This window comes from Shewanella sp. ECSMB14102 (genome assembly GCF_000813075.1).
In the GTDB taxonomy this organism is placed as follows: Bacteria; Pseudomonadota; Gammaproteobacteria; order Enterobacterales; family Shewanellaceae; genus Shewanella; species Shewanella indica.
In genome coordinates this window covers 67,115-81,327 of the sequence record NZ_JWGX01000018.1, presented here as the reverse complement: position 1 = coordinate 81,327, position 14,213 = coordinate 67,115, and the positions used below count along the sequence as shown (strand labels likewise).

Below are 14,213 nucleotides of genomic sequence, written 5' to 3'. Positions count from 1 at the left end.
GGCCGTTATTCCTGTGGATACCAGCGGTCGAGCAAGCTCTGGGAACGTTGCAGCTCTTTTTGCCAGGTGCCATCAACCACCACGGTCGGCTTGAGCAAAATCACCAGCTCTGTCTTGCGCTTTAACTTACTGCGGTTGGTAAAGGCTTCACCGATAAAGGGAATATCGCCAAGCAGCGGCACCTTGGATACCACTTCGGTATTCTCGCTCTTCATCAGGCCGCCTATCACCACCACATCACCGGAAAGCGCCTTGATGACAGTATCGGACTCACGGATTTCACTCCGGGCCAAGGGCAGATCCAACGAAGAGTCACTGATCTTGATGCTCTTGTTCTGCTCTTTGACATCCGTGACTGAAGGATGCACATGCAGCAGCACACTGCCGTCTTTGTCTATCTGAGGCGTCACGTCCAGAGCAATCCCCGAGAAAAAGGGCGTCAACTCCACCTCAGGCGATGTCACCGGCGTGGTACTGGCCACAGTGGTGGAGGAGACATCCGTGACAAAGTATTCATCACGGCCAACTTTGATCACCGCCTTCTGGTTGTTGGACGCTGTCACTCTGGGGCTTGAGAGCACATCGACATCGCCTTGGGTATCCAGCAGGGTAATCATAGCGGCGAAATCTGTGCCTTTGAGTGATAAAGAGGTCACCCCTCCTATGGCCTCGGTGATCTGATTGCCAAACGAGCCCTCGCTGGTGCCAAAATTAACCTTGGTGTTACCGTCAGCCAAAGCGCTGCCAAGCACATCCTGCCATTGGATCCCCTGCTGATAACCATCGGAGAGGGTCACTTCGAGGATCTTGGCTTCCAAAATAACCTGCCGCTGCAAATGGCTCTCAGCGGTGGCAAGGAAACTGCGAATTTGCCGCAGCTCATCCGGATTGGCTCTGACGGTTACCAAGCCGGCCTGAGGTGTCACCACCACTGAGCGGCCATCACCGCTGTTGCCCAGAATCGATTCCAGGGTCTTTTGCAGCTCGCCCCAGAAATCTGTCTTGGTGCGGGAACTGATAAAGGTGCCGTTGGTGTTATTGCTGTTCTGGTTGTTGCTATTATTATTGTTGTTATTGCCAAAACCACTGTTGTTATTGTTGTTCAGGCCGTTATTGTTCTGGTTGCTATTGTTGTTATTGTTGTCAGAGATCCTTCCCGAGCTGACCGAGGTCAGCGACAGGCCAATGCGTTCCATATAGAGGTAATTGACCGGGAAAGTCTCGGTTCTCAGCCCAGCGGGATAGACCCTCAAGACTCGTCCTTCCCGACTGATCTCATAACCGTAAATATCCTGCACTACCTGCAAGGCTTCACTCAGGGTCACGCCCTTGAGTGACAGAGAGATATTGCCGCTCACTTGCGGGTGCACAGCCACGCTGAAGGGAGTGCCTTCCACCAGACTCGGGAAAAACACCCTGGCATCGACATCATTGGCCGAAACATCGAAACGCCGCTCGGTCTGCATAGGTGCGGCCAGCCCAGCCAGAAGACCATCGGCATTCAACTCCTGCTGCACACCGGGAGGCAAGCTGGCCGGAGGCGGCACCACCGCCTTGGCATTTTGCTGTGCCAAAGAGTCGCGTAACGCCTCTTTGGAAGCGGCTGGGTTGGGCCTATCCGTGGTTTGGCAGGCCGCCAGGCCCAAAGCCAACAACGGCAGCATACAGGCGAGTCTGGTTTTCATTAATGTTTTTCCTTGCGCTCGGTAATCGCTTGAAACAGATAGAGTCGGCGACCATCGGCCAGCAAAACGCTGTCCTGATAGATACGGCTTAACACCACTCCCTGAACTCTGTCCCCCTGGCGGTAAATTTGGTTATTGATCACGGCCCGCTTGCCCTGAGGTCCATTGAGCAAACTACTCAGCACTAGGCCCTGTCCGCCCAGCTCTTTGGCCGGAGCGATCAGCCCCTGCGCCGGCATGGTCGGGTCCCGCAAGCTGGCGGCAACGAGATCCTGGCTACAGAGCAGCGCCAGTAAGATTAAGCCTTTAGCGGGAAGATGCCACACTGATAAAGTCCTCATTAATGCTGAGCGTGTATAACTCAAGTTGCACACTGGCCTTGGGATACTCAGACACCCGGTAATCCAGGCGCTTCCAATAAAGCTTGTCCGGCATCTTCTCTACCGCCTGTACAAACTTGAGCACGGCGAAATAGTCACCTTCCAGCTCCAGCACTATGCCGTGGCTGTAAAGGTTCATCTGCTGTTCATCGGCTTTGCCTACCACCAGCAAAGGGGTTGGGGCGACAGACTTGAAGCCGGTCAGCTGTATTCCCTGCACCCGTTCCAGCAAGGCGGTAAGCAATGACGGCATATAACTGGCGGGCACCATGTCAACCATCTGGCTGTCCAGCTGTTGATCCAGCGCAGCGATATCACGATTCACTTGCGCCAAACTTGCCTTGAGCGGCGTATCAGGGTCTTCCGCCAGGCGTTGGCGATAAAGCGCCAGCTGTTGTTGGCTGAGCTTGATGCTACTCTGGCCGGCATGCAGCCGTTGCAAATTGCTCTGGCGCTCCAGCCAAAAAGACTCCAGCGGCAGATACAGCAGCAAGAACAGCACCAACAGGCTGACTCCCGACACCATGCCTCTCTCTCTTTGACTCAAACCATCAAAGGCTTGGCCCAGACGCCGAAGGAAATTCATTTCTTCACCTCCCGGGCTTCACTGGTCAGAACGAAGGCCAATGGCTGGCCTGGCTCCCGAGCCATGGTCATGGAAGCAAACGAGCGCCCTCTCAGACTCTCTGTTTGTTTGAGCTTGTCTATCCAGCGCGGCAGACTCTGCGGATATTGGCCGAAACCTTCAAACGCCAATTTGCCTTCTTCAAGTTTGATGCGGCTCAGCCACACACTGCCATCGGACACTTGAGCCAACTCCTGCAACACAGGCGCAAAGCCCTTGGAGGTCATGCGCTCCCGCTGCCCAAGTTCGGTCAGCAGCAACCCCTTGAGCTCCCGCTCCTGAGTACGGCGCTCCAGCTCAACGACCAGCTCGGCACTAGGGCGACGCTTGGCCAATTCGGCTTCCAGTTGTTGTTTTTCGCTCTCCAAGGCCTGGCGCTGCAACTCGACCTCAAGCAACTGCCTGGACACTTGCGTTTGCTGCCACCATCCCAAGCCGATAAGCGAAAGCCCCAGTAACAAGAGCACGCCTGCAATAGCCAACAAACGGGCGAAACTGAGCCTTAACCTTGGGGGCAAGAGAGAAGGCGAATAGAGATTGACCCGGGTCTTGCTCATTTACTCCCCCGCTTAAATTCCTGATAGCTGAGTTCAGCCATTTTCATGCCGACATCCATGCCATCTACCGGACGCACTTGTTGATTAAAGTTACGGGATATCAACTGAGCCAAGGTATAGGTTTGCCCCTGAACCATAATGTCAATCGAGGCCACCGGCGCTTGCCTGAGCTGACTTTCAAAAAAGTCCATCGAGCGCTGGATCTCCAGGCTGAGGGTATCGGCAACGCCGAACCCCAAGGATTCGGCATCGGTCTGATGCAATTCAGAAAATCCGCGAATGCGCCGCTGCATATAGAGCTCACCCTCGCGTACCACTGTGAGTAATAACTCCTGTCCAGGCACTTGGCTTATCACCAGCCTGGCTAAAGGATCTTGGTTAAAGAGGTTAGTGGGCAGTAACTCTTCGATGCTAATCCCCACCAGCTGCATACCTGCCTTATCTATTTCCTGGGCCAAGGCAGACAAGCGACTGTGGGAACAGACGACAACATTGAGTTTGTCACTGCTTTTAATCGGCGATTCGAAGTAATCCAAATGGATATCGGTTGGCGGCGTGCTGACCATATCCTTGACCGCCCATACCAATGCCTGAGCCATCTCATCGGCTTCAACCTTGGGCCGGTCGGCACTCAAAAGCTGATAACGACCAAAACCTAGAGCCAACTGTAATTTTGAAGGGCCAAAATCGGCATAAACCGCGGAAAACAGTGAATTCCAATCATCTTTGTGCAGTGGATAGCAATGACAAAGGGCTCTTTGATCGTCATTTTCCGGGCGAAAGACCCAGGCGTGATTGGCAGCAAGGAACACCCCGGTATTGCTGCCGGATTGAGGCGCGCCAAAGTTGAAAAGACGACTGATGAATGACTTGTTCGTCATAAGAAACCCTGAGTCCCTGTGAAAACGGCAGCGTTTATCGTACCCATAAGGTTATGAACTTGCTGCCAATTTAAAGTTAAGTCAATATTTTGGCATGTTCATTCTAAACACTAATCAATTCATTTTATAGGCAAATATTATTAAACTGAGAGCTGTCCTAAAGATAGGCTCAGCAAGGCCGGCAGACAAATCCAGCCTGTAGTAACCCGGAACTCTTTCTTGATCAGGCTGTTGCCGGCATAGGCTCGCTGAACCAGCTGCCCTGAGCGGCGCTGACTCCGAGTATTCTCAGTGTCTGCCACTCTTCAAACAACTCCACACCTTCGGCGCAAACCTGCACTTCGGTACGGTAGAGTCCACCTATCAGGCTACGAACAAACAGCTGGTTTTCGGGTCGTAGATGGATCTGCCGCACTATGGATCTGTGCAGCTTAATCAGTTGGAAACCTGTGTCCTGAATATATTGGGTGCTGATCACCTGCTGACCCACATGATCGACACACAGGCGCGCGCCCATCTTGCGGATCATCTGCAGCCTGGAGGCGATTTTCTCCTGATTGGGCGCCGCGATATCTTCACTGACCTCGAAGATCAGCCTGCCGGTCAGGTCCCGGTATTCCAGCAAGGTGGTACGCAACCAGCGAATAAAGGCTCGGCTCATCAGCGAATCCAGACTCAGGTTGATGCTGAAACAAACCTTCTTGTCCGGCTCACTTGGCAGCAACTCAAACAAGACTCTTTCCAGAGTCTGACGCTCAATTTGCGGCATCAGGCCACATTTAACCGCCATAGGCAAAAATAGGGTCGCCCGCACCAGATTACCTTCGGGATCCCTGGCTCGGGTAAACACTTCTCTGTGATGCAGCTTGCCGTCACAATCCATCACGGGCTGGGTATAAGCCAGAAATCGCTTATTGACCAAGGCCATTTCCAGAAAGCTGCGCCAGCGTACCGAGCCCTTGGCAAACTCCTGATCTACCGCGCCCTTATCATACATAAACCAGGTATTGATCCCCTGCAACTGCGCCGCTCTCAGGGCCATTTCCGCCTCTTCCAGCAGTTGCTGATGGCCATCACCCACCTTGAAATAAGCGCCGCCGAGATGATAGAAGTTGTCGGCGTTGTCCAGCTTGGGCAATACCTGGCTTTGGCAGACTTTTAACAAGCGGATTGCCAGTTGATCAGCCTCAGCCAGGGAAATTTGGGTCACCACTATTGCAAACTGGTTATGGGAACGACGGGCAAAAAAGCTGTTGGGCTGTGACTGTAGTATCTGGCTGATGCCATTAACGTTTTGTCTAAGCAGTTCCAGCGTCAGACTGTCCCCCATTTTTTGTTGCAGCAGATCCAGATCTTCCAGCTCCAACAGATAGAGCACCCCATGGGCTATCATGCCCTGCTCATTGCTCAGGGCATCGAGGCGATTCTTGAGAAACAGACGATTACCTATACGAGTGTCGGGATCCAGAAAGGTATTGCTGCGGATAAACTTGTCAAATCTGGCACGTTCTTTCTGGGCATCGGCCAGCTCTTCCAGCAAACGACTGAGAGCACGGTTAATCAACCTGGGTTTACCCTTGCCCGGCATCGCCTGCGCTTTTTCGTGCTCACCCAGGAGAATCAAACGGCTGCGCTGTGCCAGCTCTTCAATGCCCTCCAGTTGCCGCGAATACCAGAGATAACCAAAGCGGACAAACGCCAGCACGGCCCCCACGCCAAGTAGAATTATCAAGACTTCATACCAACCTGGTCTGTGCTGGGAAAACGGCTGCGGCAGTTCCAGCTCCATACGAAACTCAGGGTTATTCTTCAACGAAGATTGATAGCGCACCAGATTTTCTGTAGCGATATTGCCTTTATATTCAAATAGTAATTTATCATGATGCCAGAGCTTAAAACTGGCAGCATTGTAGGCAATTAACATGGGAGGCAGCCAGGACTCCAGCTCCCAGTTACTGCCGGAGTGGTATTGATTGGCCAGCATGGTTTCCAGCTCCGTGACCTTCTGTTGCTGGAACTTATAAGTCAGCTGCAGAAAACTCATCATGGCGCAGAGCAGAAACACAAATGCCACTATCGTCAGCGACAAGAGCCAAAAACTGGTGAGCTTTTTTGTGAGAATACGGGTGAGTTTCATCGAGGGCGATCCTGCCAGTCTTATTCTTCTTGGGGGTGAGCCGCCTCACTGCGGGAACTCAACTTGCTGATTATTCAGCAGCCATACGCAAAAGGCAACCAACAAGCAGCATAGACCAGAAAATGCCCCGTTTGCCTTGCAAAAACAACAAAGGGGCCAACAAGGCCCCTTTGGAATAAAGCTGCTATCAGACTTCCGGGTATTGCGGCAGTGTGTCTATCTGCGCCACCCCAGAGTCTATGGCTGCTTGTGCCACAGCCTTGGCGACTTTAGGCAGCAACCTTGGGTCCATCGGCTTGGGCAACACATACAGAGGGCCAAAGCTCAACTCGTTGACATTGGGATAAGCCGCCAACACAGATTCAGGCACTGGCTCCTTGGCCAGTTCGGCAATGGCGTAAACCGCGGCTATCTTCATCTCATCATTGATGCGGCTGGCACGCACATCCAGGGCGCCACGGAAGATGAATGGGAAACAAAGCACATTGTTGACCTGGTTGGGATAGTCGCTGCGACCGGTTCCCATGATCAGATCCTTACGTATCTCATGGGCCAGCTCAGGCTTGATCTCGGGATCCGGGTTGGAGCAGGCGAAGATCACCGGCTTCTCGGCCATCATGGCCACTTCCTCAGCGCCGAGAACATCTGGGCCAGACAGCCCCAGGAACACATCAGCCCCCTTGATCACATCCTGCAAGGTGCGCTTGTCTGTGTTGTTGGCAAACAGCGCCTTGTACTCGTTGAGATCTTCACGGCGAGTATGAATCACGCCCTTTCTATCCAGCATGTAGACATTTTCACGCTGGGCACCACACTTGACCAACATGCTCATACAGGCGATAGCCGCTGCGCCTGCGCCCATACAGACAAACACTGCTTCTTCAAGCTTCTTGCCCTGGATCTCGAGGGCGTTGATCATCCCGGCAGCGGTGACAATTGCCGTACCGTGCTGATCATCATGAAACACAGGAACCTGACAGCGCTCGATCAGTTCACGCTCAATTTCAAAGCACTCTGGCGCCTTGATATCTTCCAGGTTGATACCGCCAAAGGAGTCGGCAATCGCTTCGACCGTATGAATAAACTCTTCAGCTGTGCGGTGTTTTACTTCGATATCAGTGGCGTCGATATTGGCAAAGTGCTTGAACAACAAAGCCTTTCCTTCCATTACCGGCTTGGATGGCAAGGGGCCGAGGTTACCCAGCCCCAAAATGGCGGTGCCGTTGGAGATTACTGCAACCGTGTTGCCCTTGTTGGTGTATCTGTACGCATTGGCAGGATTGGAAGCGATTTCACGTACCGGTTCTGCCACCCCAGGACTGTAGGCCAAAGCCAAATCCATACTGGTCTCGGCGGGCTTGGTCAGCATCACTGCGGTTTTGCCTGGAACGGGGAACTCATGGTAATCGAGCGCTTTTTGACGGAAATCTGTCATTTTAAAATCCTGAAATGCGGAATGATATTAAGTAAAAACCGTACAAACACAGGTCTGGATCACTGCAAAATTCCTTTCACAGTGACTCAAATCACAAGGCGCTAAAGATACGCGAAAAGGCGCGATTTTAAAACAGTGTATGGCAAATTTTCCACTTAAGTCAGGTATTTTGCTTCTAAGGGGGATTTTCGAAACTTATCTGTGAAGGATGGCTGACGATAATCTGCCACTTTTTGTAGGAAAAATACAACTTACCCCGCACCACAACGGCTCTTTTGAGCGAGTTCAGCGCTAAAACCTTGCTAAAATTACCAGATCCGGCCTGAGGTATGCCAACATAGAAGTTATCGTCCAGAATAAGCCACAAATACTGTCCCTTTCTTTCAAAATCTGTCACCACACCTCTGACCAGCCGGTAGTGATTTAAATCCTGCTGACCGATAGCCGAAGTCGCCTTGGGCGCATAGTCTTCAAACTGCCACAAGCCTGCATTCTGAGTGCGCGCTTGCTGCTCCAACTCGGCAAAGCATTCCCAAAATGGATGTTCCTGGAAGACCCTGGCCATCGCAAAACCCTGTTGCAGTAGTTCCTGCTGCAACAATAATCCATTCGGAGTAAAGACATAGGCCAAGGTGCGACCATAGGGATCCAACTTGGTTGGGCCAAACATCAGCGCCAGCTCATCACCCACTTTGAGCTTAGAGGCGACAAAGGCCCTGGCCTCCATGCTGTAGGGTTGAGAGAGCCCCGGATACTGATGATCTATCTCAGGAGCATTAACACCTATCAAGCGTATCAGGCGGCCATCTTTGAGTGTGAGGGTATCGCCATCATTGATATAAGCGAGTGTGACCTTTTCGCTGGCTGTATAGGGAATACACAAGTTGTCGGCTATGTTGGCCTGCGCCGATCCCAAAGACAGCAAACTGCCCAGCAGCAACAGGCAATTCATCAAGTAACGACCGAGCCAAAAGCGAGTGCCCAAGCCTGAGTTAGTATGGTTCCATTGAGATATCATAGCGCCTCCCTTGGCAGTGTTTCTTCTTGGCCGCCCCGACTCACAGTGCAAAATCCTTTTTAACTTTTAATGCAGCCTGCTAGCCTCGGCTCAAGGTGATATCCGAAACATAACCATGAACGCAGTTTTGTAAGGCGTTACTTAGCATGCCTGCCGCTTCATCGGCAGTCATAAAGCTCGACGTATCCACCAACTTACCGCTGCTGGGCCAAAAACCGGTTGCCATTCCGCCGGGGTAGACGGCTATCAGCTTTATCTTGCTACCCTTGAGCTCCAAGCGCAGGGACTCCAGCATGCCTCTGACGGCCCATTTTACCGCGCAGTAACTGCTCTCTCCTGCCTTGGGTTGCAGCGCCGCGGTAGACATGACAATCACCAGTGTCATGCTCTCTTGCCGCCAACGAGCCAGCATGGCTCTGAGCAACAGCAGAGTGGACAGCAGATTATTGTCGATAAGAGCCTTGATATCAGTTGGAGACTGAGTTTCCAGGTTACCAAAGCAGCCGCTGCCGGCGCAGTGCAGCAGCATTTCAGGGGCCTCGCCTAAGCTATCGAGCAGAGCCTCAATCGCGCTTGGATTGGTTAAATCTGTTGTTTGGTAACTGACACCGGGCAACTCTGCCGCCAACTGTTGCAACCTCTGTTCACTGCGGCCGGTTAACAGCAAGGACTCACCTTCAGCATGATAGCGTCTCGCCAGCGCAGCCCCCAAGCCACTGCTGGCCCCTGTGATCAATTTCATTTGTTTTGTTCTCCAACTTCAGATGGGGATTGCGGCAGAGGCCGATAGGTTTGGCTTTGCCAGTCAAATTGATAGGTCTTGCCTTGCCATTGATACAAGGTGCGATTAGCTTCTTGTATCACCCTGGCATTGGCCGGTAGGCTGGCGCGACTCTCTGTATCTGCCAAGGTTTCGAAGTGAGTCGTTACTCGCTGCGGTGGCGCAACCACCACTGGCTCCGGCTTGGGTTGCCTGCGATATACATAGGGACGCTGCCAGCGATCTCTGTACCAAGGATCATCCCACTGCCAGCGATTCCATGGGTCATAACGCCAGGGCGATAGCCAGGGATTGTTAACGCCCCAATACAGGCCCCAGTGACTCCGTGAGCCATGGTTATGGTAGCGGTTATAATCTTCTCTATGAATATCACTCTGATAGTGGCGCTCAGTATGGGAGTTATCCCAGGCAGCAGCCACCTGTGGCAAACTCATCAGTATCAGACTCAGGAAAATAGCTCGTTTCATATAACCTCCAGGCTTCAAGGCCCGCAGCTTTCATGCTACTACGGCTTACTCCCGGATTCATCACAGAATCGCAGGCGAAATAAAGATGACTCAGCGTACATTCAGCCAAGGGTTACCTGGTCATCTCTGGCCGCGGCAGCAATCTGTGGCAGGATCCGACTTCGACAGGCCCCGGCATGCTTGCTGCCAGAGGCCTTGAACGCCGATTAATCTGCAAGCCAGAGTGCCACGAGGAGTTATTTGCACTTTCCTTAGCAGTTAACCGTTGCTCGGATTAATGCTATAGTGCGCGCCATTAATGCATTCGGCAGCGAGGCTATTTCCACATGAATTTTAAGGATTTACGCAGTTTTATCGATCACCTTGAGAGTCAGGGTGAGCTCAAGCGTATCAGCTATCCGGTTGATCCTTATCTTGAAATGACCGAAATAGCCGATCGGGTACTGCGCGCCGGTGGCCCGGCTCTGTTGTTTGAAAACCCCAAGGGCAAACAGATGCCCGTGCTGGTGAACCTCTTCGGTACTCCGAAGCGGGTCGCCATGGCCCTGGGCAAGGATGATCCCATGGCGCTGCGGGACGTGGGCGAACTGCTGGCGTTTCTCAAGGAGCCCGAGCCCCCCAGGGGCTTCAAGGATGCCATTGCCAAGATCCCCATGTTCAAACAAGCGCTGAACATGCCACCCAAGACAGTGCGTAACGCCCCTTGCCAAGAGGTGGTGTTGCAAGGCGATCAGGTTGACCTGACCGCCCTGCCCATTCAGCACTGCTGGCCCGGCGATGTTGCACCGCTGGTGACCTGGGGTTTGACCATCACCAAAGGGCCGAGACAGAAACGCCAGAATCTGGGGATCTACCGCCAGCAACTGCTGGGCAAGAACAAGCTGATCATGCGCTGGTTGTCACACAGAGGCGGCGCGTTGGACTTTGCCGACTTTAAACAGCAACATCCAGGTGAAAAATATCCTGTGGTAGTGGCTCTGGGCAGCGATCCTGTCACCATTCTCGGCGCCGTCACGCCAGTGCCCGATGCCATGAGCGAATATGCTTTTGCCGGGCTGCTGCGCGGTGAGCGTACCGAAGTGGTCAAGGCCTTGAGTTGCGATCTGGAAGTACCGGCCACCAGCGAAATCATTCTCGAAGGTTATATCGATCCCGAGGAGATGGCGGTGGAAGGCCCCTACGGTGATCACACAGGTTATTACAATGAAACTGACAGTTTCCCTGTGTTTACCGTGACTCATGTCAGTCACAGAAAAGACGCCATCTACCACAGCACCTACACAGGAAGGCCACCGGATGAACCGGCCATGCTCGGGGTAGCGCTCAATGAAGTCTTTGTTCCTATCCTGCGCAAGCAGTATCCGGAAATCGTCGACTTTTACCTGCCACCGGAGGGTTGTTCCTACCGGATGGCGGTGATCTCCATCCGCAAACAATATCCCGGCCATGCCAAGCGGGTGATGATGGGAGCCTGGTCTTTCCTGCGTCAGTTTATGTATACCAAGTTTATTGTCATAGTCGATGAAGACGTGAATTGCCGCGATTGGCAGGACGTTATCTGGGCCATAACCACTCGGATGGATCCCAGCCGCGACACAGTGATGATAGACAACACCCCCATTGACTATCTGGATTTCGCGTCCCCCGTGGCGGGACTGGGATCCAAGATGGGCCTGGATGCCACCAATAAGTGGGAAGGTGAGACCAACCGCGAATGGGGCACCCCAATAGTGATGGACCAAGAGGTTAAACAGCGGGTGGACGAGATTTGGGAACAGCTGGGCATAGAAGACCAAGCGACCCTATAATCCGCAATAACTGCATTAGCCATTATGAAAATAAGCCTTCAACAGAGAGGTAAAAAGGAAGTTCAATGAATAGCATCCGCTGTAAGATAGAGAAAGTTGCCCCATTTAATGACGCTGTGTACCAGGTATTGCTGCGCCCCGAAAAACCGCTGGAATTCAAGGCTGGTCAGTACCTGTGCGTGGTAATGGGTGAGAAAGACAAGCGTCCCTTCTCCATAGCTTCGGCCCCCGGCAGCGAACTCATAGAACTTCACATAGGCGCAGCCGTCAGCGAGAGCTATCCCATGCAGGTGGTCGAGCGGCTGAGAAACAACAGTCATATCGATATCGAAGCCCCGGGCGGTGAAGCTTTCCTCAGACACCAGAGTGTCAGACCCAGACTACTGGTTGCAGGTGGTACTGGCTTCTCCTATATCAAGAGCCTGGTAGAGCAGCAAATCGCCCTGGGGCAAAAAGTTGAAACCCTGCTCTATTGGGGCTGCCGCAACCCTGAAGCCATGTACTACGAAGCCATCGCCAGAGAGTGGCATCAAGCGCACCCCTGGCTGCATTTCGTGCCTGTAGTCGAACAGGCCGAGGCCGACTGGGCTGGGAAACAAGCGAATCTACTGTCGCAGATACGCTCGGACTTTGTCAGCCTGGTAGGCTATGACATCTATATCGCCGGTCGTTTCGACATGGTCGGCGCTGCGCGGGAACTGTTTCGCGAGATGGGACTGGATGAAGCCCACCTCTACGGCGATGCCTTCGCCTTTATCAAATAGGTTATTCCCCCATTATCAATCACGGCCGCTGCATGCGGCCGCTATTTTTGCCACCATTAATGTGTGTCAGCTCTCATCCACCGGGGTGCACAGTCCAAGCGCTCTGACATAGAATAAACAGATACACAGCAACCCCGGACACAATGGAGTTCCCATGAGTCATCCTCAAGTCACATCACTGAAACTGAAACGTAAATCCAAACTGCTCGAGATAGGCTTCGATGATGGCAGTCAGTATCAGCTGAGCTGCGAATTTCTGCGGGTTCACTCTCCGTCGGCCGAAGTACACGGCCATGGCAACCCCAAGCTGGTGACTCACAAGAAAGAGGTCAATATCAGCGCCATCGAGCCGGTTGGCAATTATGCAGTGAAGCTGATTTTTGACGACGGCCATGATACCGGCCTCTATTCCTGGCAGATGCTGCACCAGCTCTGCACCCAACAAACTGAACTCTGGGAACAGTATCTGGCTAGGCTGCGCGCCGAAAAGGGCAGCCGCGAAGCCCTGATCAGCATGAATATCAAATATAACTGAGGAAGGTACAAACAGGTTCCACGAGCGCCTATTCTAACCTTTGCTAGCGGATCAGCGAGCCCAAAGGCAGCCCGCTGAGTGCCCTGGCATCCTGCTTGGAAAACCAGGTATCGGGCAACGTCACCTGCTGCCACAACTCCCGGCACAGTGATTGGCTATCCTGCCAGTTGCCGGCCAACAGCCAAGGCACCAGCAGATCGCCCACATCCGGGTAGTTAATCGGCTCAGGGCTACCCCGTTTGAGCCAACGTTTCACCGTTTGCGGCTCCAGCGTCATCATACTGTCGGCCGCTGCCAGCAACTCGAGGGCGGCCACATTAGACAGCTGTTCAAACTGCCCAAGCAAGGGCTTAACCAGAAGTTTTTTGCCCAGAGTCAGGGCTTCACTGGCCAGTTCAAATCCGGCATTGGCTATCACCCCACCGCAGCTGGCGAGATCGGCCTTGAAGCCTTCACGATCAAAACCATGCCACAGAATATGCTCAGGTAAAGCAACTGGCGCAGCCTGGCTGTGATACACCATAAAACGGTAGTCATGGAAAGGGAGCAACAACTCGGTGATAGCTTGTGAGCTCTCAAACGGCAGATATACCAAAATATCGTGCGAATGTTCCACGGCGCCACGACTGACATCGACAAAGGGCGGCAATATCGGGTAACCAAAATGATGCCAGTGACACCCCAATGCCTGATCCACCGGGGCAAAGTTCTCCAGCAACCAGTTATTGAACCAGGAGTTCCCCACCTTGGGCACCGGATATCTGAGGGAAGCTTGATGGCTGATGCTTATACTGGGCACTCCCTGGCGCCTGGCAGCCCAGGCCGAAACCGGCTCGAAGTCATTGAGCAAGAGATCATAGCCACTGAGATCCAACTCACGAATGTCCCGCCAAAGCTCAATGGCAGAATTGTGCAGCACTGTCTTGGGGATGCTGACCTGCCCCTTTTGAGTAATAAAAGTCAACCCGGCACAAACCTGGTAATCGCCGAAGGCCTGCATATCAAAAAACTGCTGCGGCTGGCGACCGCTGAATAAATAGTCAACTTGAATATCGTGCTTTGCCAAGGCCTTGGCTACAACTCTAGCGCGACTCAAATGGCCATTCCCTGTGCCCTGAACACCGTAAAGTATTCGCATTG

14 protein-coding genes are annotated in these 14,213 nt (G+C 53.0%); 3 read left to right on the top strand and 11 right to left on the bottom strand.

Translation table 11 applies throughout. The features are described 5' to 3' along the window. Positions 1–5 precede the first annotated feature (5 nt). The 10 genes from mshL to RC73_RS19840 all read right to left on the bottom strand — a co-directional run bounded on the left by mshL (position 6) and on the right by RC73_RS19840 (position 9,966). Complete coding sequence (gene mshL, locus RC73_RS07600; RefSeq protein WP_039034077.1) at positions 6–1,685, bottom strand: pilus (MSHA type) biogenesis protein MshL; 1,680 nt, start codon at positions 1,683–1,685, stop codon at positions 6–8. Continuing rightward, positions 1,685–2,011: a hypothetical protein gene (locus RC73_RS07595; protein WP_039034076.1), complete on the bottom strand. Its 327-nt coding sequence runs from the start codon at positions 2,009–2,011 to the stop codon at positions 1,685–1,687. The genes mshL and RC73_RS07595 overlap by 1 nt, the downstream gene beginning before the upstream one ends. Continuing rightward, positions 1,992–2,651: an MSHA biogenesis protein MshJ gene (locus tag RC73_RS07590; RefSeq protein ID WP_039034075.1), complete on the bottom strand. Its 660-nt coding sequence runs from the start codon at positions 2,649–2,651 to the stop codon at positions 1,992–1,994. The genes RC73_RS07595 and RC73_RS07590 overlap by 20 nt, the downstream gene beginning before the upstream one ends. Then, positions 2,648–3,247: a PilN domain-containing protein gene (locus RC73_RS07585; protein WP_039034074.1), complete on the bottom strand. Its 600-nt coding sequence runs from the start codon at positions 3,245–3,247 to the stop codon at positions 2,648–2,650. Before RC73_RS07585 ends, RC73_RS07590 begins: the two co-directional genes overlap by 4 nt. After that, a complete protein-coding gene (locus RC73_RS07580; protein ID WP_039034073.1) occupies positions 3,244–4,128 on the bottom strand; it encodes a hypothetical protein in 885 nt (294 codons plus the stop codon). Before RC73_RS07580 ends, RC73_RS07585 begins: the two co-directional genes overlap by 4 nt. A 223-nt stretch (positions 4,129–4,351) precedes the next feature. After that, positions 4,352–6,265, bottom strand: a complete 1,914-nt coding sequence (gene csrD / locus RC73_RS07575; RefSeq protein WP_039034072.1) for an RNase E specificity factor CsrD — start codon at positions 6,263–6,265, stop codon at positions 4,352–4,354. Positions 6,266–6,452: 187 nt separating this feature from the next. Next, positions 6,453–7,700: a malic enzyme-like NAD(P)-binding protein gene (locus RC73_RS07570; RefSeq protein WP_039034071.1), complete on the bottom strand. Its 1,248-nt coding sequence runs from the start codon at positions 7,698–7,700 to the stop codon at positions 6,453–6,455. A 175-nt stretch (positions 7,701–7,875) separates the two neighbouring features. Beyond that, positions 7,876–8,718, bottom strand: coding sequence for a thermonuclease family protein (locus tag RC73_RS07565; protein WP_234500895.1), 843 nt, complete (start codon positions 8,716–8,718; stop codon positions 7,876–7,878). A gap of 79 nt (positions 8,719–8,797) precedes the next feature. Then, positions 8,798–9,460, bottom strand: a complete 663-nt coding sequence (locus RC73_RS07560; protein WP_039034070.1) for an SDR family NAD(P)-dependent oxidoreductase — start codon at positions 9,458–9,460, stop codon at positions 8,798–8,800. Continuing rightward, positions 9,457–9,966: a hypothetical protein gene (locus RC73_RS19840; protein ID WP_052248054.1), complete on the bottom strand. Its 510-nt coding sequence runs from the start codon at positions 9,964–9,966 to the stop codon at positions 9,457–9,459. Before RC73_RS19840 ends, RC73_RS07560 begins: the two co-directional genes overlap by 4 nt. Before the next feature lie 326 nt (positions 9,967–10,292). Here RC73_RS19840 and ubiD point away from each other — a divergent pair, with 326 nt between their 5' ends. The 3 genes from ubiD to RC73_RS07540 all read left to right on the top strand — a co-directional run bounded on the left by ubiD (position 10,293) and on the right by RC73_RS07540 (position 13,073). After that, on the top strand, positions 10,293–11,774 hold the full coding sequence (gene ubiD / locus RC73_RS07550; protein ID WP_039034069.1) for a 4-hydroxy-3-polyprenylbenzoate decarboxylase: 1,482 nt from the start codon (positions 10,293–10,295) through the stop codon (positions 11,772–11,774). 65 nt (positions 11,775–11,839) lie between these two features. Next, positions 11,840–12,538, top strand: a complete 699-nt coding sequence (fre, locus tag RC73_RS07545; protein ID WP_039034068.1) for an NAD(P)H-flavin reductase — start codon at positions 11,840–11,842, stop codon at positions 12,536–12,538. A gap of 154 nt (positions 12,539–12,692) precedes the next feature. Then, the gene (locus RC73_RS07540) at positions 12,693–13,073 is read left to right on the top strand and encodes a gamma-butyrobetaine hydroxylase-like domain-containing protein (protein ID WP_039034067.1); all 381 of its coding nucleotides are present in this window, start codon (positions 12,693–12,695) and stop codon (positions 13,071–13,073) included. Positions 13,074–13,116: 43 nt separating this feature from the next. Here the strand turns inward: RC73_RS07540 and RC73_RS07535 are convergent, their stop codons facing one another. Beyond that, on the bottom strand, positions 13,117–14,211 hold the full coding sequence (locus RC73_RS07535) for an MJ1255/VC2487 family glycosyltransferase (RefSeq protein WP_052248053.1): 1,095 nt from the start codon (positions 14,209–14,211) through the stop codon (positions 13,117–13,119). Positions 14,212–14,213: the final 2 nt, after the last annotated feature.